At 58.1% G+C, this 22,294-nt stretch carries 19 protein-coding genes and 1 tRNA gene; 16 read left to right on the forward strand and 4 right to left on the reverse strand.

The features are described 5' to 3' along the window. Nucleotides 1-112: 112 nt before the first annotated feature. From ABD815_RS00005 to ABD815_RS00025, 5 genes are all read left to right on the forward strand, one after another. Nucleotides 113-189 (forward strand) — tRNA-Met (locus tag ABD815_RS00005). A 297-nt stretch (nt 190-486) separates the two neighbouring features. Next, a complete protein-coding gene (locus tag ABD815_RS00010; protein ID WP_344841676.1) occupies nt 487-678 on the forward strand; it encodes a hypothetical protein in 192 nt (63 codons plus the stop codon). 646 nt (nt 679-1,324) lie between these two features. Further along, nucleotides 1,325-3,700 carry a calcium-binding protein gene (locus ABD815_RS00015; protein ID WP_344841678.1) on the forward strand — a complete coding sequence of 792 codons (2,376 nt, stop codon included), beginning with the start codon at nt 1,325-1,327 and terminating at the stop codon, nt 3,698-3,700. Between the two features lie 35 nt (nt 3,701-3,735). After that, nucleotides 3,736-4,314 (forward strand): hypothetical protein, encoded by a 579-nt coding sequence (locus ABD815_RS00020; protein ID WP_344841682.1) that lies wholly within the window; start codon nt 3,736-3,738, stop codon nt 4,312-4,314. A gap of 192 nt (nt 4,315-4,506) precedes the next feature. Beyond that, nucleotides 4,507-5,340, forward strand: coding sequence for an alpha/beta fold hydrolase (locus ABD815_RS00025; RefSeq protein ID WP_344841688.1), 834 nt, complete (start codon nt 4,507-4,509; stop codon nt 5,338-5,340). Here the strand turns inward: ABD815_RS00025 and ABD815_RS00030 are convergent. Beyond that, nucleotides 5,337-6,242, reverse strand: a complete 906-nt coding sequence (locus tag ABD815_RS00030) for a hydrogen peroxide-inducible genes activator (RefSeq protein ID WP_344841691.1) — start codon at nt 6,240-6,242, stop codon at nt 5,337-5,339. The genes ABD815_RS00025 and ABD815_RS00030 overlap by 4 nt on opposite strands. 99 nt (nt 6,243-6,341) lie before the next feature. Between ABD815_RS00030 and katG the strand changes: the two genes are divergently transcribed. The 11 genes from katG (at nt 6,342) to ABD815_RS00085 (ending at nt 19,391) form a co-directional block, all read left to right on the forward strand. Beyond that, nucleotides 6,342-8,552 carry a catalase/peroxidase HPI gene (gene katG, locus ABD815_RS00035; protein WP_344841696.1) on the forward strand — a complete coding sequence of 737 codons (2,211 nt, stop codon included), beginning with the start codon at nt 6,342-6,344 and terminating at the stop codon, nt 8,550-8,552. Between the two features lie 205 nt (nt 8,553-8,757). Next, nucleotides 8,758-9,318 (forward strand): dTDP-4-dehydrorhamnose 3,5-epimerase, encoded by a 561-nt coding sequence (gene rfbC / locus ABD815_RS00040; protein ID WP_344841699.1) that lies wholly within the window; start codon nt 8,758-8,760, stop codon nt 9,316-9,318. A 3-nt stretch (nt 9,319-9,321) separates the two neighbouring features. Then, on the forward strand, nt 9,322-10,365 hold the full coding sequence (gene rfbB, locus ABD815_RS00045) for a dTDP-glucose 4,6-dehydratase (RefSeq protein WP_344841703.1): 1,044 nt from the start codon (nt 9,322-9,324) through the stop codon (nt 10,363-10,365). Continuing rightward, on the forward strand, nt 10,362-11,213 hold the full coding sequence (gene rfbD, locus ABD815_RS00050; protein ID WP_344841709.1) for a dTDP-4-dehydrorhamnose reductase: 852 nt from the start codon (nt 10,362-10,364) through the stop codon (nt 11,211-11,213). The genes rfbB and rfbD overlap by 4 nt, the downstream gene beginning before the upstream one ends. After that, on the forward strand, nt 11,210-12,082 hold the full coding sequence (gene rfbA / locus ABD815_RS00055) for a glucose-1-phosphate thymidylyltransferase RfbA (protein ID WP_344841712.1): 873 nt from the start codon (nt 11,210-11,212) through the stop codon (nt 12,080-12,082). Before rfbD ends, rfbA begins: the two co-directional genes overlap by 4 nt. 40 nt (nt 12,083-12,122) lie before the next feature. Next, nucleotides 12,123-13,112, forward strand: coding sequence for a glycosyltransferase family 2 protein (locus ABD815_RS00060; RefSeq protein ID WP_344841715.1), 990 nt, complete (start codon nt 12,123-12,125; stop codon nt 13,110-13,112). A gap of 148 nt (nt 13,113-13,260) precedes the next feature. Then, on the forward strand, nt 13,261-15,234 hold the full coding sequence (locus ABD815_RS00065; RefSeq protein WP_344841719.1) for a polysaccharide biosynthesis tyrosine autokinase: 1,974 nt from the start codon (nt 13,261-13,263) through the stop codon (nt 15,232-15,234). A gap of 144 nt (nt 15,235-15,378) precedes the next feature. Next, nucleotides 15,379-16,116 carry a hypothetical protein gene (locus tag ABD815_RS00070; RefSeq protein ID WP_344841722.1) on the forward strand — a complete coding sequence of 246 codons (738 nt, stop codon included), beginning with the start codon at nt 15,379-15,381 and terminating at the stop codon, nt 16,114-16,116. Further along, nucleotides 16,113-16,967, forward strand: a complete 855-nt coding sequence (locus ABD815_RS00075; RefSeq protein ID WP_344841725.1) for a sulfotransferase family protein — start codon at nt 16,113-16,115, stop codon at nt 16,965-16,967. The genes ABD815_RS00070 and ABD815_RS00075 overlap by 4 nt, the downstream gene beginning before the upstream one ends. Further along, nucleotides 16,964-18,136: an acyltransferase family protein gene (locus tag ABD815_RS00080; protein ID WP_344841729.1), complete on the forward strand. Its 1,173-nt coding sequence runs from the start codon at nt 16,964-16,966 to the stop codon at nt 18,134-18,136. The genes ABD815_RS00075 and ABD815_RS00080 overlap by 4 nt, the downstream gene beginning before the upstream one ends. 31 nt (nt 18,137-18,167) lie before the next feature. Next, nucleotides 18,168-19,391, forward strand: coding sequence for an O-antigen ligase family protein (locus ABD815_RS00085; protein ID WP_344841732.1), 1,224 nt, complete (start codon nt 18,168-18,170; stop codon nt 19,389-19,391). Here ABD815_RS00085 and ABD815_RS00090 read toward each other — a convergent pair. The 3 genes from ABD815_RS00090 to ABD815_RS00100 are packed head-to-tail and all read right to left on the reverse strand — an operon-like array spanning nt 19,327 to nt 22,246. Then, nucleotides 19,327-20,211 carry a sulfotransferase family protein gene (locus ABD815_RS00090; RefSeq protein ID WP_344841736.1) on the reverse strand — a complete coding sequence of 295 codons (885 nt, stop codon included), beginning with the start codon at nt 20,209-20,211 and terminating at the stop codon, nt 19,327-19,329. The two genes, ABD815_RS00085 and ABD815_RS00090, sit on opposite strands and share 65 nt — an antisense overlap. Then, nucleotides 20,208-21,365, reverse strand: a complete 1,158-nt coding sequence (locus ABD815_RS00095; protein WP_344841739.1) for a glycosyltransferase — start codon at nt 21,363-21,365, stop codon at nt 20,208-20,210. The genes ABD815_RS00090 and ABD815_RS00095 overlap by 4 nt, the downstream gene beginning before the upstream one ends. After that, a complete protein-coding gene (locus ABD815_RS00100) occupies nt 21,365-22,246 on the reverse strand; it encodes a glycosyltransferase family A protein (RefSeq protein ID WP_344842436.1) in 882 nt (293 codons plus the stop codon). Before ABD815_RS00100 ends, ABD815_RS00095 begins: the two co-directional genes overlap by 1 nt. Nucleotides 22,247-22,294: the final 48 nt, after the last annotated feature.

A 22,294-nucleotide genomic window follows, 5' to 3' on the forward strand; every position in this document is an offset into this window, starting at 1 on the left:
AATGGTACTGCGGCTTAAGCCGTGGGAGAGTAGGTCACCGCCAAACCTAGTAAAAATCCAAGCTCTCTCTAATACGATATCAGAATACGAATCCCAAATGGGACGCAATTGGCGCGGGGTGGAGCAGCCCGGTAGCTCGTCAGGCTCATAACCTGAAGGTCGTAGGTTCAAATCCTACCCCCGCAACCAAATTTTGCAAAATCTCTGCAAGACAAAAGCCCGCCCTCAAAAGGCGGGCTTTGTTTTGTTTTATGGCCCGATGCTTTCCGTCGTGATCCCCTTCGGTGCTGACGTTTTAATCGAGGGGGCGCGTAGGGATTTGTCTTCGGTTGAGAGCGGGTGTGTTCAAGTACCGATTGGAACCGCTAATTCGGATGACGTGCGTTCCCGGGAGTTCGAAATGGTACCGGTTTCGCGAACTTGATCACGATCATGGCTCGGGTTTTTGCCGGGGGCTATAATCGTTTCGGAAGTGGAGGATTCACCATGAAACATTTCATCTTTGTCCTTGCGTTGGCCGCTCCTCTGGTCGCTTGTGACGCAACCCAGATGGCAACGGATGCCAGCGCTGTTGATGCCGCTAGTGAGAGTTCAACTGTGGTGGTTGATGGTCATGATCAGATCAACGAGCAGGATCAGACCCACACCAATGATCAAGTTGGTTCGGGCGGCAACTAGCCGTTGGTCCTTGTGCGGATGTGTTCTGTACATACGATAGGAATTTGTGAAGCGGTCGCATTCTTTGGAGTGCGACCGTTTTACATTTGGATGGATGATGACGTGCCTTTTGTACGTGCGTTTGGGTTTTGGCTGTCCGAATCCAATGGTTTTGGGTCGTGGTGTGGATCTGCGGCTTATGGCCTGCCTGTAGCTTTTTCGAGCATGGAAAGCATCCGTAGATGACACTCGCGGACCTAATGACTTTCAGCGCCCATGCGATGTTGTGCATGAAGGATGTCGATACCTTCCCAGAACTCATCCATTGACCCAAAGGAAGACTTGGGCATCGTTTTGTCCCACGAATTTCAGGGCGCTATTTTGACCCTGCGGGGAACTTCCGGATGTTAACGCCCCGCGGGGTTTCGTGGGGCTGTTGCCCTGCCAAATGCAGTCAAACCTCTATATACCCCACAAAATTTCCATATATGGATCAATTTTGTTGATTTAGGACGCATTTTGTGGCCGCCAGCGGCAACTTTTCCGGCAATTGATCCAGGTTAAGTCGCTCTCTCCCATTTCATATTAAGATGAATGCATACGACTGGGGGAGGAACGCAGCGTTGTCGATTCTCCCTGTCATTTGTAGATTTGGAGGGACCAAGACATGGCAACGCCACTGAACCCGACCACAGCAATCGACTTCGATCTACCGCTGAATAAAGACCCTGATTTCACATCATTTCACGTATTCAGCACAGACGATGTCACAGGCTCCTTTGACGGCCTAAACCAAGGTGTAGACGGCGGTGTCGTCGATCTCACTGGAGCGCATGGAACAATAGTCACCAAGGAGGGCGTCACACTTTTCCCGATCGATAGTGAATTCGGGTTCAATGTGACCGATTTCGTTGGCGCCGAAGACAAGGTCCTGGATGGCGATTATGCCGAAGGATGGATCGGCGATGTGACGATTGGCGGAGAGCAAGCGGGCGTCGTTGTTTCGAACGTCCCCACTGATACGTTCAAGACGCCAGCCGTTCTGGGCACATGGCTCGCCGGGATCGGCGGGAACACGGTGAAGGCCTCTACAGAGCATTACACCGTGATGCAGAACGTGCTTTCCGACCAGAAATATCCCGGTGATCCTGCAGCAGTTTACGCATTGGACGACAACCTGGTCTTGCTCAGTCAAAATGAGGCTTGGAACGGCCAATATGTCCAAGATCTCATCGCGAACGCAGCGGATTTTGGTGTGGAGGACGCGAACCTTGACGGGAAAATCGACCTCTCCGATCTACTCAATCCCAACGAAAGCACCATCGCCTACGATATCGCCTATAGCAGTGACTATTCGGTGACGATGAAAGACGATGGCAAGCTGCTCTATCGTTGGGGTAACACGATCAAACGGCCAAATGACGTGCGTCTGGAAGCGCACCTCGACACGCCTGATGAGTGGACGCAGCTCGATCCATTCAACTCGCTGAGACAGCTCTACCAAATCACATCTGCCGAATTGGTGGTGCACCATACGATCACGAACAACCCGAACGACCAAATTCGCCCGGAGGATTTCGAGAACGAATCCGCCATCGGTACTTTGCCGACCTATGAGATCATCGAGGACTACGATGGTGACGCGGGCCGTACGGTTTGGGTCACCACAGATGACTACTACGCAGGTGACGGCACGCTGTTCGAAGCAGGGACCATCCTGCGCGACAGCGCCTTGGTTGATGCTGTTGAAGGCTCGACGGCTGCTCTGATTGGCTCGATGTCGTCGGACCTTGAACTGGGCTATACCAACGCGTGGTACACCACGATGGATCGTGAGCCATTCGAACCTGTCCTCAACGATGACGGGACCGAATACATCACAGGCCCACGCTGGCGTTTGCTGCCTGATAAATACGGTCAGGACTTGCCCGGCGTTGTCATCCCGATTGACCCGAGCGATCCATTGCCCGTGACAAACGACGAGGTGAAATACGAAGTCGGGGCTGAAACCCAGACTGTTATCAACCTGCTCGACTGGGCAACCGATAATTCGCCCCTCTCCATTTCTGCCGGTTGGCAGGACAATGCGGGCGATGTGTCTATCAACGGTCTTACCATGACGGATGATCTGGATGTTGCCATTTACATCAAAGGCGATGTGAAACCAACGACCATCTATAGCACCGAAGTGTTGATCGACTACCAAGCCATTGAAATGCATGGTGTTGGCGCCGAGATCATGGGCGGCGACAGCGATGATTTCCTGGTCGGGATCGGTAGTAATACCTTTACCGGTGGCCTTGGATCGGACTTCTTTGTTCTCTCCTATGGCACTTCGCTGACGGATGTCATGACCACCAGCGTTGTGACCGACTTTGAAGTTGGCGCGGACAAACTGGCCTTCATCGGCTTTGATGCTCTTGTCGATTTTGATCCTGAAGACGTCGATGAAGCTTCCGTGATTTCGCAAGGCGTAGACGGTGACGACCTGACTGTTTTCGTGGACGGCGAACTCGTGGCGACCCTGACCGGTGTCGGTCTCGAACTCGGGATCGGGGACACTCTGGACGCGGGCGAAGGCCTGAGCCTGATCGACAGCTTCTTTGTCTCCAACCCTTCTGAAGGGGGCGAAGTTGTTGAGGACCCCGAAACCATCGTTGGCACCAGCGGGTCCGATGTCCTCTACGGCACGCTCAATGATGATACCATCGAAGGTCTGGGCGGTAGTGACTACCTCTATGGTCTGACCGGCGATGATGTCCTCGACGGCGGGGCAGGCCTTGATCGCCTTTACGGTGGTTCCGGCGCTGACACCTTTGTCTTCGCTTTGGGCACCGGCCTCGATTTCGTGAATGATTTCGAAGACGGCATCGACATGATCCAGCTGGACGGCGTCTCCTTCGACGACGTCATTATTCAAACCTACCGCATATCCGACACGCTGATCTCTGCAGGCGACGACCTGATGATCCTGCGTGGCACCGAGGTGGCAAACGTCACGATCGACGACTTCATCTTTGATGACGCTCTGATGATCGCCTGATGCACCTGCGGATATATGAATGGAAAGGAACTGACATGAAACTCTTTGGCACAACCGTTCTAGGTGTGGCGAGTTTGGCCCTATTGACCGCTTGCGGCGGGTCAACCACCGACGCCGTGAGCTATGCGAGCTTGTCGACCTCATCTGCGGCCATGCAGAGCCAGTATACCGATGCAAATGGTGAGCTTCTTGGAGGGGTCGCACCTGCGGCAACTGTGGATATCCTCGCCGCCGCTGATGCGACTTACACGGGCTATGTCTCGGGCACGGTGAGTGGTGGTGAAATGGTGGCTGATCTGACAATCGATGCAAACTTTTTTACCAATAGCGCAAATGCCTCGGCCACCAATTTTGTCCACGAAACCAATGGGGCCTACACCGGCACCCTGTCAGGCACGGGCGTGATTTTGCCCACAGCTCCTCTGGGCGACGATCAGGTGACAACGGTTCTCGACGGTAGTCTGGAATATGGTGGGGCTAGCCTGACGACCTCGATCGGTCTCGGGGGCAGCTTTGTTTCCTCCTCGGGCGATCCGGTTGGCGCAATCGCAGGTACGGCCGATGGTCTCGTCGGGACTGACCTGATGACCGGTGTCTTCGCCGTCGAGAAATAGCGCGCTGCAAATATGCAAGCGTCCTTCTCGGGCTCAGAAAGCCAAAACGCCCCGCATTATGTGCGGGGCGTTTTTTGTTAGCCTATTGGCAAGATCGGCCAGCGCGCCGAGAAAGCTCTGCGCGCAACGCTGGCATCCCGTGCCAGTTCGCGCATAATCCATCGGGAATCCGGCTATGAACGAGGTGGCAGCATGCGCGAATTCACAACAGCTGACGGAGCGCGGTTGGCCTATCGCGATGAAGGGGCCGGATTGCCGGTCCTCGCATTGGCCGGAATGACACGGGACGGGCGCGATTTCGATTACCTCTCCCAGCATCTCGATTTGGGGGCCGTCCGGCTCATCCGGCTCGACAGCCGCGGGCGGGGCGCGTCGCAATGGACCGGTGCGCAAACCTATACCGTGCCACAGGAAACGCAGGATGCTCTGGCGTTGCTCGATCATCTCGACATTCCAGCCGCCGCTGTGGTCGGTTCGTCGCGTGGTGGTCTTATCGCAATGGTCATGGCCGCCACAGCGCGCGCGCGGGTTTTGGGGATTTGCCTCAATGACGTAGGACCCGAGTTGGAGCGCGCGGGGTTGGAGCGTATCGCGGCCTATATCGGCGTGCCGCCGGCTGTCGACAGTCTGGAAGAGGTGGCTGAGCGGTTACCCGGCGCGATGGCGGGGTTTCGCGATGTCGCATCAACGCGTTGGCTGGAGGAAACGGTGCGCCATTACAGGGCGGGCGAGAGTGGCATTTCAGTGCCCTATGATCCGGAGTTGCGCACGGCATTCGAGGCGGGGCTGGCCGCGCCACCCGTCGACCTGTGGCCTCTGTTTGATGCATGCGCGGGGCTGCCGATGGCCCTGTTAAGGGGCGCAAATTCGGATGTTTTGAGCGCAAAGACGGCGGAGGAGATGTGCCGTCGCCAACCTGACATGGGATTTGCCAACGTGCCTGATCGCGGGCACATCCCCTTTCTTGATGAGCCAACGGCGCTCGACGTGATCCATGCGTGGATTGAAAGGCTAGCTAAAGTCTAAGTCGAAGGGTGCTGTGGCTCAGCGGTCGCGCGCACAAGGTCGGCGATTTCTGTGAGTTGTGAGCTGAGGGGGCTCGTGCGCCGCCACACCATGCCGACACGGCGGGCCGGAACGGGGGGTGCGAACCGTGTGACCGCGACATCCGCAGAGCGCGTTTCGACATCGACGGCCATGTCGGGGATCAGGGTGACGCCGAGGCCCGCGCCGACCATTTGCACCAAGGTCGACAGAGACGAGGCGTCGAGGGTTTCACGCGCCGAGGGGGCCGACATGTTGCAAAACGACAGGGCCTGATCGCGAAAACAATGCCCTTCTTCGAGCAACAGCAGGCGCATCTCTCGCAGCCGTTCGACGTCGGGGAGCGGCAGGCCAGCCTCGGAGCGCGGACGCACCAGAACGAATGGTTCCGAAAAGAGCAGCACCTCTTCGAGAGCCGGTTCCGAGACCGGCAGGGCTACAATTGCGGCGTCGATTGCGCCTGCACCCAGTTCCAACAGGAGTTGCTGCGTCAGGGATTCGCGGATGTGGATATCGAGGTCGGGGAAATGCCGCGTGAGTTCGGGAATGACGGATGGGAGGATGTAGGGCGCGATGGTGGGAATCACGCCCAGACGCAGACGACCCGCCAGACGCCCTTGGGCGGCACGTGCCAGATCGTCGAGTTCGTCCACAGCGCGCAGGATCTCGCGCACACGTGTCGCGAAGGTTTCGCCAAAAGGCGTCAATCGCACGCCATGGCTGCCTCGTTCGAACAGGACCGTGCCAACGGATCGCTCCAACTCTTTGATCTGCATCGAAAGAGCCGGTTGGGAAATGGCCGAGATTTCTGCGGCATGGCCGAAATGACCGGTCTTCGCGAGCGCTTCGAAGTAGCGAAACTGACGGAGGGTGACGTTTTTCATAAGTTTAACTTATATCCCCAATCAGCACTTTCAACTAAAACTAATCGCCAATCGGCGTTAGAATGATTCCAAACATCCGTATCGAAAAGGAGATCGACGATGGACGGCGCAGAACTCTCAGACCTGAACAAATGCCCGGTGATGCACACCAACAATGGTGTGCGCTCGAACCGCGACTGGTGGCCTAACCAGTTGAACCTCAAAATCCTGCACCAGAACTCGGCGCTCTCCGACCCGATGGGCCCTGCGTTTAACTATGCCAAGGAATTCAAGAGCCTTGATCTTGAGGCATTGAAGGCCGATCTCACCGCGCTGATGACGGACAGCCAGGAGTGGTGGCCTGCGGATTACGGCCATTATGGTCCGTTCTTCATCCGCATGGCGTGGCACTCGGCAGGCACGTATCGCACCGGTGACGGTCGTGGCGGCGCAGGCAGCGGCCAGCAGCGTTTCGCGCCGCTCAACTCCTGGCCCGATAACGGCAACCTCGACAAAGCGCGTCGTCTGCTGTGGCCGATCAAACAGAAATACCGCAACAAGATTTCCTGGGCCGACCTGTTCATCCTGGCCGGTAACGTGGCAATCGAATCCATGGGCGGTCCTGTGTTCGGTTTCGGCGGCGGTCGTGCGGATGTGTGGGAGCCCGAAGAGGATGTGTATTGGGGCGGCGAAGACGAATGGCTCGCCACCTCCGACAAGCGCAACAGCCGCTATTCGGGTGAACGCGATCTGGAAAATCCATTGGCCGCCGTGCAGATGGGTCTCATCTATGTGAACCCTGAAGGTCCCGACGGAAACCCTGATCCGCTCGCCTCGGCGCGTGACATTCGCGACACTTTCGCGCGCATGGCGATGAACGACTATGAAACTGTGGCGCTGACTGCGGGTGGTCACACCTTTGGTAAAACCCACGGTGCAGGCGATGTCTCCAACGTCGGCCCCGAGCCGGAAGCCGCAGGGATCGAAGAGCAGGGCTTTGGCTGGATATCGACTTACGGCTCCGGAAAAGGTCGCGACACGATTACCTCGGGTCTGGAAGGGGCGTGGACACCCACGCCGACGAATTGGGACATGAGCTATTTCGGCGTTCTCTTCGGCTACGAATGGGAACTGACAAAATCGCCTGCGGGTGCGCAGCAATGGCAGCCAAAAGACCTCAAAGAAGAGGACATGGCGCCTGACGCAGAGGACGGGTCGCGCAAAACCCACATCATGATGTCGACGGCTGACATGGCGATGCGCATGGATCCTGCGTATGAAAAAATCGCGCGCCACTTCTATGCCAACCCTGACGAGTTTGCGGATGCTTTTGCGCGCGCATGGTTCAAACTGACCCACCGCGACATGGGGCCAAAGGTCCGGTATCTCGGGGCAGATGTGCCGGCGGAAGATCTGATCTGGCAGGACCCGCTGCCTGCGGTCGATCACCCGCTGGTCGACGCGGCAGACATCGCGGCGTTGAAGACCAAAATCCTCGCCTCTGGTCTGTCTGTGGCCGATCTGGTGCGCACGGCATGGGCCTCCGCATCGACATTCCGTGGGTCCGACAAACGCGGCGGCGCCAACGGCGCGCGTCTGCGTCTCGCACCGCAGAGCGGATGGGAAGTGAGCCGTCCCGCAGAACTGCAGGGCATTCTGGCGACCTTTGACGGCATCAAAGCGGAGTTTGACGCCTCCGCAACCGGTGGCAAAAAGGTGTCTCTCGCCGATCTGATCGTACTCGGTGGAGTTGCCGCGGTGGAGAAGGCTGCGAAGGACGCAGGCCAATCCGTCGAGGTTCCATTTACGCCGGGTCGCACCGACGCGACCGACGAGCAGACCGACGCGGAGAGCTTTGAAGTGCTTGAGCCGATCGCTGACGGTTTCCGCAACTATCAGAAGAAAGAATACAGCCTGTCGTCCGAGGAATTGCTCATCGACAAGGCCCAGCTTCTGACCCTGACGGCGCCGGAAATGACGGTACTCGTGGGTGGCATGCGGGCGCTCGGCGCGACGTGGGATGGCTCCGAGACCGGCGTGTTCACAACACGCAAAGGCCAGCTCACGAATGACTTCTTCACGGCTCTGATGGATATGGACGTGAAGTGGACGCCCGTGTCGGAAAAAGAAGACCTGTTCGAAGCCCGCGACCGCAAAACCGGCGCGGTGAAATGGACGGGGACACGCGTGGACCTCGTCTTTGGTTCCAACTCGCAACTGCGCGCAATCGCTGAGCTTTACGCACAGTCGGATGCGGGTGGCCGGTTCGTGGCCGACTTTGTCGCGGCCTGGACGAAAGTGATGAACGCGGACCGGTTCGACGTCGCATAAGCGTTGATCGTTTCAATAAACGAAACATTGGACCCCCGAAGCAGCGATGTTTCGGGGGTTTTTCGTGCGTTTGCAGAAAATCCGCCGCCTTCGGTCGCTTGCGGTTGCAGCCCTTGCAGGGGGTCGCGTATCTATCTGGCAGAACGCGACCCGTCCGAAATGGCCGGAGATGCGGTATTGAATTAGTAAGTACAGGAGATGCCGAATGGACATCACCCCCACCTCGATCAAGGATGTGGTCGTTATTGTACCGCCCCGTTTCGGGGATCATCGCGGATTTTTTTCCGAGAGCTGGAACCGCGCGAAACTCGAAGCCGCTGGTCTGTCGCTGCCGGAATTCGTGCAGGACAACCATTCTCTGAGCCGTGAGATCGGCACTGTGCGGGGCCTGCATTTCCAATCGCCTCCCCATGCGCAGGGCAAGCTGGTCCGTTGTGGTCGGGGCCGGTTGTTCGATGTGGCCGTCGATGTGCGCCGCGGTAGCCCGACCTTTGGCAATTGGGTCGGGGAAGAACTGACCTTCGAGAACGGGAAACAGCTCTGGATTCCCGCCGGTTTCCTGCATGGTTTCATGACGCTCGAAGCGGACACGGAGATCGTTTACAAATGCACGGATGGATATGCGCCTGACTGTGATGGCGCTGTGCGGTGGGACAGTTGCGGGATCGAATGGCCGCTGGACGGCATTACACCGGTTCTGTCAGGAAAAGACGAAGCGGCGCAAACGCTGGATGCGTTCGACACGCCGTTTTCATACGAAGGGTAAAGAATGAAACTTTTGGTTACGGGCGGCGCTGGGTTTATCGGGTCGGCAGTTGTGCGGCTCGCGATTTCGCGCGGCCATGAAATTGTGAACGTAGATGCGCTGACTTATGCAGCGTGTCTGGACAACGTTGCCGAGGCGGCAAAAAGCCCGTGTTATGCGTTCGAGCAGGTGGATATTCGCGATCGCGAAGCGCTCGATGCGGTTTTCGAGAAACACAAACCGGATGCCGTGATGCATTTGGCCGCCGAGAGCCATGTAGACCGCTCCATCGACGCACCGGGTGATTTCATCGAAACCAACATCACAGGCACCTTCAACATGCTGGAGGCGGCGCGCAAATACTGGGTGGCCGCGGGCAAACCGGAGAGTTTCCGGTTTCATCATATTTCCACCGATGAGGTCTTTGGATCGCTCGGCGCAGAGGGGCAGTTCACCGAAGAAACGCCCTATGATCCCCGTTCCCCCTATTCGGCGTCCAAGGCGGCATCTGACCACCTCGTGCGCGCGTGGCATGAAACCTACGGCTTGCCGGTTGTCCTGACCAATTGTTCCAACAATTACGGGCCCTACCATTTCCCCGAAAAGCTCATCCCCGTGGTGATCCTCAAGGCGCTCGCAGGACAGCCTTTGCCGATTTACGGCGATGGTTCTAACGTGCGTGACTGGCTCTATGTCGAGGATCATGCGGATGCATTGTTGCTCGTCGTGGAAAAGGGCGAGATCGGGCGCGGTTACAATATCGGCGGCGAGAACGAGCGTTCGAACCTCGAGTTGGTCAATACACTTTGTGCCATTCTCGACGAAAAACGCCCCAAGAACGCGGGCTCTTACAGCGACCAAATTACCTTTGTCACCGACCGTCCGGGGCATGATGCGCGCTACGCCATTGATCCTGCGCGCATACGCGAAGAACTCGGCTGGCGTCCCTCTGTCACTGTCGAAGAAGGGTTGGAGAAGACCGTTCAATGGTATCTCGACAATCCAGAATGGTGGCAGGCGCTGCAGGACCGCCACGGCGTCGGTGAACGTCTCGGGGTGAAGGCATGATCCTCGTCTTTGGTTCCACCGGACAGGTTGCGACCGAATTGCGGGCTCTTTTGCCGGACGCAGAGTTTTTAGGGCGCGATGTTGCCGATTTGAGTGATCCGGCTGCCTGTGCGGGCGCGATCGAGGCGCGTCGTCCGACTGCCGTGATCAACGCCGCCGCCTATACGGCGGTGGATAAGGCGGAGAGTGACGAGGCCACTGCACATGCCGTGAACGGTCTTGCCCCCTCTGCGATGGCGCAGGCCTGCGCGGTGCTAGATATTCCGTTTGTTCATATCTCCACCGACTATGTTTTCGATGGTGCCGGTGAGGCGCCATTTGGCGTCGACCATCCGACCGCGCCTCTGGGTGCCTATGGGCGCACCAAGCTCGCGGGTGAGGAGGGCGTGCGCGCAGCCGGCAGTCGGTTCGCCATCATGCGCACCTCATGGGTATTTTCGGCGCATGGCGGGAACTTCGTCAAAACCATGCTGCGCCTTGGCGCAGAGCGCGACGTGCTGACCATTGTGGCCGATCAGGTTGGCGGTCCGACGCCCGCGCGTGATATTGCAGCTGCCTGTGTGGCGATGGCAGAGCAGTTGGGCGCAGATGCGGCCAAGAGCGGCACCTATCATTTCTCCGGAGCGCCGGATGTGTCCTGGGCTGACTTTGCGCGTGAAATCTTTGCTCAGGCGGGTATCACCTGCACCGTGAAAGATATCGAGACGCGCGATTTTCCGACGCCTGCAAAAAGGCCGGCAAACAGCCGAATGGATTGCAGCGCGACCGAGACGATTTTTGGTATTGCGCGGCCCGAATGGAAATCGGGACTGGCGGACGTATTGACTGATTTGGGAGTTACAAAGTGAGCAATCGTAAAGGAATTATTCTGGCGGGCGGATCGGGGACGCGGTTGTATCCCCTCACGCAGGCAGTCTCCAAACAGTTGATGCCGGTCTATGACAAACCGATGATCTATTACCCTTTGTCGGTTCTGATGCTGGCGGGTATCCGCGAGATTGCAGTGATCACGACGCCGCAGGACAAGGCGCAGTTTGAACACCTGCTCGGAGATGGCACGCAATGGGGGCTGACGCTCACCTATATTGAGCAGCCTTCCCCTGATGGTCTCGCGCAGGCCTATATCCTGGCGGAAGATTTCCTCGATGGGGCCCCCTCTGCGATGGTGCTCGGCGACAACATCTTCTTTGGCCATGGTTTGCCGGAAATGTTGGAAAGCGCGGACGCAAAAGAGACCGGCGGAACAGTGTTCGGCTACCATGTGGCTGATCCCGAGCGCTATGGCGTGGTGAAATTCGACGCAGACGGCACGGTTGAAGAGATTATCGAAAAGCCGGAGGTTCCGCCGTCCCATTACGCGGTGACGGGTCTCTATTTCCTCGACGCCGAAGCGCCTGCTCGCGCCAAGGCGGTGAAGCCGTCAGAGCGCGGGGAGCTCGAGATTGTGACGCTTCTGGAAACCTATTTGAAAGACGGCACTTTGTCGGTCGAACGGATGGGGCGTGGGTACGCTTGGCTCGACACCGGCACGCATGGATCACTTTTGGATGCGGGCAATTTTGTTCGGACACTGTCGAAAAGACAGGGCATGCAGACCGGCTGTCCCGAAGAGATCGCACATGACCACGGGTGGATCGACGACGCGAAACTGTCCGAACATGCGCAAAAGTATCGCAAGACGGAATATGGCCGCTATTTGAAGTCACTGTTGGTCTAACCGTCGGATGGTGGAGCGTCGCACGACGGATGGAGCGGAAGTGGACGGTGCGTCCGTTTTGGTCGTTGTCCCGACGCTGAATGAGGCCGCGCATATCGAGGCGTGCCTTATGTCCATTCTGGAGGGCACGGTGTCTCTGTCGAAGTCTTCGCTCGTCGTTGTGGACGGGGGGAGTCAGGACAAGACCAGAAAGATTGTGCGGCGACTTGCCGAACGGCATCCTCAGATTTCGCTGGTCGATAATCCGGATCGTTTCCAATCGGCTGGGGTCAATCGCGCAGTCGAACGGTTTGCCGGGCCCAAGCACCACGTGCTGATCCGTTGTGACGCGCATGCCATATATCCACCTGATTACATCGAACGATTGACGGCGCGCCTGATGCAAACGGGGGCTGCCTCGGTGGTAACGGTGATGGATGCGACGGGCGAGACGCCGTTCGCGCGCGCCGCGGCTTGGATCGTGGACACGCCATTGGGATCGGGCGGCTCGGCGCATCGGGGGGGCGCGGATTCCGGGTTTGTTGATCACGGGCATCATGCGGCGTTTGATCTGTCCGCATTTCGCGATGTCGGCGGATACGATCCAACCTTTTCGCATAACGAAGATGCCGAGCTGGATGTGCGTCTGGCGCAGTCTGGCGGGAAGATCTGGCTCGATGCGACCATACGGCTCGACTATGTGATGCGCCCGACACTGCGCGGACTTCTGCGCCAATATTGGAATTACGGGAAAGGTCGCGCAAGGACAGTCGGAAAACACAGCCTCCATCCGCGCCTGCGCCAACTGCTTCCGGCCGTGAATTTCGCCTTGCTCGTCCTGACGGTGCTAGGCGGGATGTTCTTTCCGCTATTATGGGTGCTGCCCATCGCCTATTTCGCGACCGTGGCTGCGGTGTCTGTGTTGGCGGCGGTTCGGCTGCGCGATCCCTCCGGCCTGTGGGCGGGACCTTCCATGGCTGCGATGCACAACGGCTGGGCTGCGGGGTTCCTGTTCCAGATATTTGGCGACTTTTACCGCTCCAAGCTATAAATCTTGCATTTCTCCATTTGTTAACTCGCCTCTAAGGCGAAAATTAACACAGATTTAACCAAGATGACCCCCATACATAAGTTAACAACGGCCTGATGTGCGCGCCATGCGTGCTACCGGCCAGTCGGTACGATTTATGGGCGGGAGCATGCACCACAAACCCCTCGATCACATGATGCGCGATGGCCGTTTGGCACGTGTCGGCGAAGCGGACCCGACGATTGTCGATCTGTTCGTCGTTGCCCGCCAATTGTGGCGCGGCAAATGGATCATTGCTGCCTCTACGCTCATCGCGGTTGCGCTGGGCGGGTACTATGCCTTCGGGCTCGCGCAGGAGACCTATCGCTCGACCGCGACGATCGTCCTCGACACACGCGAGGAAATGGTCGTTGACCTGCAGAGCGTCGTTGGCCGTCTCGGGGCAGGGGAGACGCAGCTCAACACCGAAGTTGAGGTCCTCCAATCGCGCGGGTTGGCCGCGCAGGTCGTGGACCAGCTCGATCTGATCAATGATCCCGTTTTCAACGGGCGTCTGGCCCCCCCGACCGGCCTCGCCGCTTTTGAGGGTCAGGTGCGCAACCTATTTGACGGTCTGTTCGGACAAGAGGACGCGCCTCTGGTCATGGAAGATACCGGAGAGATGAACGCGCAGATCCGCTTTGATGTGACGCGGTCGCTGATGCAAAAGGTGACGGTGCGCAATGTGCCGACGACCTATCTATTCCACGTAACTGTGGAATCTAGCGATCCGCGAAAGTCCGCACTTGTCGCAAACACCCTCGTGGAGTTGTACATCCGCGATCAGATCCAGACCAAGTTCAATGCGACCGAACAGGCGACAGATTGGCTGTCAGGGCGCGTGGCAGAATTGGGATCGGAACTCGCGGCGGCCGAACAGGCGGTGGCGGATTTCAACACCTCAAAGACCCTCGTTTCGACTGCGACCCTCGCCGCACAGGAAACGCATCTAAAGGAGTTGCGGGCGACAATCGCCGCGCAGGAGGACCGTGGGATTTCGAACGATCTGACAGCGCTGAAGGCCGAAGAGGCCCGCCTCGCACGCGCGGTGCAGCGTGGCGGAGAGGATCAGCTCGAGGTGCAACAATTGGCCCGTGAAGTCCAAGCTGTGCGGGTTCTCTATGAGTATTTTCTCGGGCGCCTCAAGGAAGCCACCGCGCAGCAGGGCATTCAACGCGCAGACAGCCGTATCCTGTCGCCCGCCATTACCCCATCCCATCCGGCCAGCCCGCAAAAGGCACGAATTCTCGCCCTTTGTCTGACTTTCGGGGTCATCCTCGGCAGTGCTCTGGTGCTGGTGCGGGGGCTGTTTTCGCGCGGCTTCTCGACGCCTCATGACCTTGCCGCCGCGACGGGATTGCGGGTGTTTGGGGCGGTGCCAAAGATTCCGGTCAAGGGGCGTGCACGCGTGTTGCGCTATCTTCTAGACCGGCCGACGTCCGCCGTCGCAGAGGCGGTGCGTGGGCTGCGCACATCCATCGAATTCACCGCCCCTGGCGCGTTTGTGCAGGTCATTGGTGTGACCTCGGCGCACCCCGACGAAGGCAAAACAACTGCCGCGCTGGCGCTGGCGCATAGCTTCGGCGCGCTCGGGCGTCGCGTCCTTTACATCGAAGGAGATCTGCGTCGGCGTGTATTGGGCGAGTATTTCCCCCATATGCGTGAGCGGGGGCTGGTTGCATTGCTGGAAGGTAACGCCACACCCGAGGACGTCATCGTCAAGGCACACAACGGGTTCGCAGCCGACCTGTTGCCCGGAGATGCCTATCACGGAAGTCCCGCCGATCTGTTGGCCATGCGCCGGTTTGGCGAGTTGATCGACGATTTGCGCCGCCGCTACGACATTATAATTCTCGACACACCGCCACTCCTCGCGGTGCCCGATGCGCGCATCATGTTGCAGGATGTCGATCGCGTCCTTCTCGGCGTGGAATGGTCGCGCACCAACAAGGAAGCCGTGGCGGAGGCGCTCGAGCGGATCGACGATATCCCGCCTTCTTCAATTGGCTTGTTCCTCTCCCGCATCAATCCAAAGAAAATGCGCGCCTATGCAGGGCGGCGTGGTTACGACAACTGGATGACGGGCAAGGGGATCGTTCGATGAAAGCGGTCATGATTTGGCCGGCACAGGAGTAGTATGGCACGCAAAGCGCCCTTCATAGACCGAACCCGGCGACGCGTCGCGATTGCATCCGGACGGCTTTTCCACAGTCTGCCGGGCATGGCGCCACGTCGGCGCTCAGTGTTCATGCATATGCCCAAATGCGGCGGTACGTCGGTTTCCGAGGCTATGTATGCGACCGTTCCTATCACCGAACGTCTCGCCGTGCTCGACGCAGTGTCGACGCGTCGTGCGGCGGCATTATCGTATCATGACGCAGATGACGCTGTCCTATGTCACGAAGATCTCGCGCGGGGCGAAGAGGTTTTCGGGTTTCGCGAGCAGGTCCTGTTGCAGCACATGGCATGGGACAGTTTCATGATCCACGGTCATGTCCTCTATTCGGAGCGTGCCGAGCGTCATTTCGGGCCCCGCTACGCCTATGTGACCTTGTTGCGCGATCCGGTTGAGCGCATGATTTCGAACCTGCGAATGGCGCAACGTGCTGGTTTGGCCGATGCGGACGTGGATGCCTATCTCGATGGGCCGCTCGCGCGGCGACATGCGCAGGTCTATTTGCGGTATCTCAGCGGAAAACAGGACCTGTCGGAGACCCAAATAGCGGCCGCAGTTGCGACGGCGAAGTCGCGGCTGGCGCAATTTGACGTAATCGGTTTTCTCGACGACCTCGGCAGTTTCAAACGACGCTACCGTGACGTCTTTGGCGTCCGGCTGCGCATCCCCGTGCTCAATGCCGCGCCTTCGAGTGCGAGTGGGCTGAGCGAAGATCAACGCGCGCGCATGGTTCAAATGACGGCCCCTGATCGCGCGATTTTCGATCATGCCCGACAGATCAGCGTCGCACATCAGGAGCGTGCCGCATGAAACCAACCGTGATCGGGATCGGTGCACAAAAATGTGCGTCTTCATGGGTGCATACAGTGATGGGAAGTCACCCCGAGATTAGCGTGTCGACCCCCAAAGAGATCGATTTCTTCAGCTATTACTTCGATCGAGGCTACGCGTGGTATGAGCGGCATTTCGAGGACTGTGGATCATCGCACCATGCCTATGAGGCCTCGCCAAGTTACCTCTACGACCCGCGCGCACCAGAGCGTGTTGCGACCTATTTTCCGGAACTGAAAATCGTCGCCTTGTTGCGCGATCCGGTTGAGCGGGCCTATTCCAACCACCTGCACGAAGTGATCAAAGGCCACATTGGTCCCGTCGATTTCGAGACGGGTTTGCGCAATAATCCCGGTTATCTCGATCAGGGCCGGTATGGGGCGCATCTGGCGCGCTGGTTCGCAGCGTTCCCACGGGATCAGGTCTTGGTTCTGTTTGCAGAGGAAATTTCCGCCGATGCCGAGGCAGCTATTTCGCGCCTGTACCGGTTTGTGGGGGTTGATGACGCCTTCCGCTCGCCGATCCACCACGAGAGACGCAATGAAAGCGACCGGGCGCGTGTCCCGCTTTTGCGCAATGCTCTGCGGGCGGGTGGCGACTTTCTGCGTGCCAATGGACTGGAGGCTCATCTTGCGCGGGCGAAAGCCATGGGGCCCGTTTCCCGGCTGATGCGTGCCAACTCGGTTGATATCCGGTGCGAGATTCCACCCATGAAGGCCGAGACACGGGCGCTTCTCAGAGATTTCTTTGCAGCAGATGCCGCGCATCTATCGACGCTCCTTGGGCGCTCCGATCTGCCTTGGACGTCTTTGCACGAGGCCGCAGCATGAGTATCGCGCAGATCGAAGCGGGGCCCATAGGTGTGGTGCCCAAAGCTGCGACTGGGCAGCGTGCGTTTTTTGCGCCACTCGAAGCCTTTCGCGGTTTCGCAGCACTGCTCGTGGCCTGGTTTCATTCCGGATTTGTCTATTTCGAAAAGCCCCTTCTGGTGCGCCCTGCCAATATCTACGTGGATTTTTTCTTTGTGCTGTCGGGGTTTGTTTTGATGCATGCTTATCTGGGCCGCGTTCAGTCGGGCATGGGGTTTTATCGTTTTGCAGCACTGCGACTGGCGCGCCTATGGCCACTGCACATGGCAATGCTGTTTGTCTGGGTTGTCTACATCGGCACCCAAGTCGTGCTGCACAAATGGGCGGGCATCGGGGACGGTGAGTTCGGGGACACGTCGTTGCTTTCGTTTGTCTACAACGTGCTCCTCATTCATTCGCTCGGCGTCATGGATCACCTGACATGGAACTATCCATCGTGGAGCATATCGGCTGAGTACTACACTTATTTGATCTTTTTCGTATTTTTGAGCGTTTTTATGCGTGTCAAATACACTGCCATAACACTCGCCTCACTCGCCGCGACACTGGGGCTCTTTTTCATCAGCATTCTGCGCGACAGCCCGTCGATCCTTGCCAGCCACGATTTCGGCCTCTTGAGATGCATCGCGGGTTTCTTTGCTGGCGCAGCCGTCTACGGTCTATATCAACGCTATCCCCTTTGCCTCTCGCGAGGTCTTTCGAGCCTGGTCGAGATTGGGGCACTGTGCCTGTCGATCTACTGTGTGGTGAATTCCGTCGCTGATCGGGGCATGCAGTTGGCGTCTATCGCCAGTTTCGTGGTCCTGATTTTCGTCTTCTCTTCGGGTCGGGGGATACTCAGTGATGCTCTGTCGCTCTCGCCTTTCCGGTTTTTGGGCCGCATTTCGTATTCCGTCTACCTCGTCCATGCGATCGTGCTTAGCGCTGGCGGGTTCGTGATGAAGCAGCTGTTTAATCTTGAGCGCACGGAGATTGCGCCGGGTCATCTGGCAATCGCCACCCACCTTGCGACGCCGATAAACCTGTTACTGCTCGGCATTGTCATTGTGATATCGACCTTCACCTATCGCTACATCGAGCTTCCCGGCCAATCGGTCATGAAGCGGATGTTATTGCGCGATGGCAAGTGAGGGCGATTTGGCTGAGCATGGTGCCCATTCTTTGAGCTATCACGCTTTGGCGCCGTCGCATGGGCGCTATGCAATCCGCCGCTCAACGGTAGTCGCCATGTTCTTTGCGCTGGTCTGTGCGAATGCGGGGAGTCTTTTGATCCGCAGCGGTCTCCAATCCGAAATTTGGATGCTGATCTACGGCGCCACCGCGTTGTGGTGCCTGCATGATTGGGGCCGCACGAAAGGCGCGTTCTGGATGCATGCCGTCGTGTTTCTTCCACCGCTCTACGCGATCTTGTCCACGTTTTGGAGCATCGCGCCGATGCAGACGGCGTGGAGTGGGGTGCAATTTTTGATGACGACGATCATCGCCGTACGCATCGCAATGAGTATTGATCCGAAGCGCGCGCTCGTTGTGGCGGGTGGGGTTTATGCCGTTGGAATTTCTCTGTCGCTGTTGAACGTGGCGACTGGTTTTATGGCGCCGGTTTGGGAACACAACGGAGCGCTTTTAGGCATCTACACGCAGAAAAACATGATGGGAAAAGCGGCCGTCATGGGGGGGCTTATTCTGGTGGGACTGGCGCGCCTCTATCGCATCCCACTTCTGCCGGTGGTCATTTACATCGGACTTTTTGCCGTTGTTCGCATGGCGATGTCGGCGGGTGCGTTGATGACATACCTGCTCGTTCCGGCGCTATTTTTCTTGGCCATGGTGTCGCGCCGGTCTGCGCAGGTACGCGCGGTCTGGATCATCTTTCCCTTGCTGGCGCTGACGTTGGTCGGGTTGGCCTATGTCGGGTCTGGAGGCTCACCAATTACCGCGCTTCTGGAATTCACAGGAAAATCGCCAACTCTCACGGGACGCACGGTGATCTGGCAGTTCGGGTTGGAGTCGTTTCGCGAACATCCTCTACTCGGGGTCGGGTTCAAAGCCTATTGGGCGGTCGATTCATTTGCGATCCGCTATATCCATGCGACGATCGAAGACGGGCTGTTTTGGTTTCACAACATCTACATCGAAATGCTGGTCGGCGGTGGAATTCTGGGCGCCGCAATCATGGCATTGGTTATCGTCCGCTTCCTGCGCCAAGCTTTGCGGTGGATTGTGCGCAGCGGGAGTGTCGTGGCGATCCTATGGGGGATGATCCTGCTCGTCAGTTTGTTCGCGGGACTGTCGGACAACGTCACGTTTACCCTACACGGTCTCAACCATGTGCTGATTGTGATGGGCTATGTATTTGCAACTCGTGCGCTGCGGGAGCAGTTGTAGCCGGGGGTCGGATCCGTTCAAATGCCAACAGATCTTCGTTTGTTGCATCGTGTATTGCCTGTTTGATTTCCTCCGCAAACCTCGGCGGTACGCGTTTGGGTTTGCCTGATACCACCGATTTGGCGCGCTCAACGACACTCCGTGGCAGATAGCGCTTTATGGTGGAAACCAGGCGGGCTTCGCGCCAACGAAAGACCCAAAGCGGCAGTCGGGACAATCCGTCACCTTTGTTGGCGGCGGTTTTGGTCGGGGTCGGCCAGTTATCATCCACACCTAGAAAGGCGGCGAGGCGCGATTGCAGCGTTGATGGCGCCGATACCAATTCGTCAAAGTCGAGAAACAGGAAACGGTCGCGCGGAAACAGTTCGAGCCAAGGGGTGATCTGCGCCCCGTAGCTGCTTGTATCTACGAGGTGGTCGAATGTGTGGGACCCAAGCAAGTTTTCAACTGGTGGAACAGGTGCCCCGGCTGCGACCGCATGGCGATATTGGCTCTCTGCGCGCGCAACGGGATTGCGAGTGATGTAGATAAACCGGCAATCGGGCAGCGTCGCGTGGATCCGTTCGGGAACACCAGAAAACGCCGCGCGTTTGGTGTAATTCGGGGAGGCTTCGACGGTTATCTTGGAGCCGGGTGGGAAGAGGGATCGATACCAATCCAGACCGCGTTTCCAGTTTTTCTCGGCGATGAAGAAATCGGTTTCTTTTTCGCAGGAGACTCCGATTTGTGGGTGAGCCGCCATGTAGTCGTATAGCGTTGTAGTGCCAGCTTTCATGGCGCCGATCACGATGACATGCGGAGTGGGACCATCGGACGTCATGCGGGGGACGCCAATTTTGTCAGCGATTTTGGTGCCTCAAGCGCGGCGAACAACCTGTCGATGTCCGCGGAGGTCTGGCAAAGTGCGTCGTCGGGAACACGCGCAAGGCGTTCACGAGCGGATGTAAGGTCCTGTGGGCCAAGTCCGGCAATAAGGGTTTTTAGTGCGTCCACCGTCGGTTCGGGAATTGTGAAGCCGAGCCCGCGCTGGGCGATTGTCCGTCCGGTCATCGTGGTGGCGAGCGCGACAGAGGGGCACCCGAACCAACTCGCTTCATATATCCGGTTGGGCAGGAGCCAGTCGGAGTTCGATCCGCTTTGCCAAAGGTCCTGTGCCCAGACAAGGTCACAGCCTGCGTAAACCTGTGCCAAACCATCGGGATAGGGATAGGGTCCGTGGTAGGTCATGTTCGGGTGTTCTGCGAGGGTGGCGTCGAAGTCCGCAAGCGCATGGTGATGGATAATGCCATGGATCGCGATCTGAACGTGGCCCTCCAGTTGGCGTGCGGTTTGTGACAATAGTCGCAGTGTCGGTTCGCATCGTATCGTGCCGACCCAGCCGATGGTAAGCGGGCGATCAGGAACGGGGTGCGCGCTGGCACGTGGGGGCGGCGGGCCATCAAAGGTCAGTTTGTTTTCGATGAGCTGCGTTGGCCCCGTGTAGTTCTGGATGGGTGAGAAATAGCCGTCCACAAATCCGTCCGAAGACACAGCGAGCAGGTCGGTGCGCGCGAGGACCCATCTCTCCACGCGCCGCGCGAGTTTCGCTTTTATGTCATCGCCGATGAACATGCCGTGGATGTCGAGGCATTCGTAAATGACCGGCGCGGGGATGCGGCACAGGGCCTTGGCCGACAGGGCGAGCAACACCATGTCGATGTTTCGCGCTATGATGACATCCGTTTTTCTGAGCGCTGCGCGGTGGCGCCAAATTCGATAGAGGCCTGCTACAGAGCGACGCATGCGCATGGCCAATCGTCCGTTGGTGATTGTGCCGAGGTCAATATCTTTCCAATCTACGTCTCCACGCAGTTGACCGTCAGATTTGACCATTGAGACTGATTGAACATCGTGGCCCGCCCGACGCACCGCGCGGATGCGACGAATTTGCGCGATCTCGGCGCGGTCGGAGGCAAAGAACAACACGCGCGACATTATGATGTGCCCCCATAGATTTCGGATTGGGGGAGTGCGGCGCATCCTGCAACGACGCCCGCATGCAATGTGCAACGCAGGGCCCAGAACCGGCGGCGATGGGGGTGAAAGGCGCAGGTGGCAGCGCGAAGGGCGCAATATGCCGCTTTTCCTGACGCTTGGATCGCGAGCGTGAGGCGCGCACGCGGGTTTGTTGCCGATGCGGCGTGGCTTTGACCCGATCGGAACTTGCGCTGGGCAATCCACCGGTAGGTCAGGCGCGCGGGATCGACGTCTTCGAAAACAGCGGGCGTTTTAACCGCGATCATATTTGCGTTTCGCGCGGCGACCATCAGGAAGTAGGCGGTATCTTCCCCGCCACTCCGACCCCGCGCGATGTCAAAGCGCAACTCCCGCCAAGGCACGTTTCCCCAACGCAGGAGGGCATTGCAGGTATGGCCCGTCGTTACCTTTGTCCGGTGCGCGACGGGAATGTTTGAATGGTATCCGCCGGCGATGATCCAATCGGGTGCTGCGTCAGGATAGACGGCGAGTGCAGGCGCAAAGACAGCATCCGCTTTGTGAGATTGGGCGGCGTCCATGAGGCCGCTCAACCAGTCCGGCGGAGCGAATTCATCGTCGTCAATGAACGCGATCCAATCGGCCGAGGCATGATCGAGGCACGCGTTTCTCGCCAGCGAAATGTTGCGGGCAGGGGCATGCAGGTAATCTATGTCGAGGCCGAAATCCAATTTGGCAGCCTCCACGACGGGGCGTGCCGACGGGGTTTCGTCATTGTCAGCTACAATCACCCGCATTTTTAGCGATCCGGGAAGATCTTGGTCGCTCAGGCTTTCAAGGGTGCGTCGCAATTGTGGCCTGCGAAACGTGCAGACCAACACATCAACCGAGATGTGAGGGGAAGAGACAGTCAATATGCGACCTTAGGT

The organism is Celeribacter arenosi (assembly GCF_039539485.1).
Classification (GTDB): Bacteria; Pseudomonadota; Alphaproteobacteria; order Rhodobacterales; family Rhodobacteraceae; genus Celeribacter; species Celeribacter arenosi.

Coding starts and splice junctions, on each gene's coding strand:
- ABD815_RS00010 (WP_344841676.1), top strand. CDS start 487: ATGAAACATTTCATCTTTGTCCTTGCGTTGGCCGCTCCTCTGGTCGCT.
- ABD815_RS00015 (WP_344841678.1), top strand. CDS start 1,325: ATGGCAACGCCACTGAACCCGACCACAGCAATCGACTTCGATCTACCG.
- ABD815_RS00020 (WP_344841682.1), top strand. CDS start 3,736: ATGAAACTCTTTGGCACAACCGTTCTAGGTGTGGCGAGTTTGGCCCTA.
- ABD815_RS00025 (WP_344841688.1), top strand. CDS start 4,507: ATGCGCGAATTCACAACAGCTGACGGAGCGCGGTTGGCCTATCGCGAT.
- ABD815_RS00030 (WP_344841691.1), bottom strand. CDS start 6,242: ATGAAAAACGTCACCCTCCGTCAGTTTCGCTACTTCGAAGCGCTCGCG.
- katG (WP_344841696.1), top strand. CDS start 6,342: ATGGACGGCGCAGAACTCTCAGACCTGAACAAATGCCCGGTGATGCAC.
- rfbC (WP_344841699.1), top strand. CDS start 8,758: ATGGACATCACCCCCACCTCGATCAAGGATGTGGTCGTTATTGTACCG.
- rfbB (WP_344841703.1), top strand. CDS start 9,322: ATGAAACTTTTGGTTACGGGCGGCGCTGGGTTTATCGGGTCGGCAGTT.
- rfbD (WP_344841709.1), top strand. CDS start 10,362: ATGATCCTCGTCTTTGGTTCCACCGGACAGGTTGCGACCGAATTGCGG.
- ABD815_RS00065 (WP_344841719.1), top strand. CDS start 13,261: ATGCACCACAAACCCCTCGATCACATGATGCGCGATGGCCGTTTGGCA.
- ABD815_RS00070 (WP_344841722.1), top strand. CDS start 15,379: ATGCATATGCCCAAATGCGGCGGTACGTCGGTTTCCGAGGCTATGTAT.
- ABD815_RS00075 (WP_344841725.1), top strand. CDS start 16,113: ATGAAACCAACCGTGATCGGGATCGGTGCACAAAAATGTGCGTCTTCA.
- ABD815_RS00080 (WP_344841729.1), top strand. CDS start 16,964: ATGAGTATCGCGCAGATCGAAGCGGGGCCCATAGGTGTGGTGCCCAAA.
- ABD815_RS00090 (WP_344841736.1), bottom strand. CDS start 20,211: ATGACGTCCGATGGTCCCACTCCGCATGTCATCGTGATCGGCGCCATG.
- ABD815_RS00095 (WP_344841739.1), bottom strand. CDS start 21,365: ATGTCGCGCGTGTTGTTCTTTGCCTCCGACCGCGCCGAGATCGCGCAA.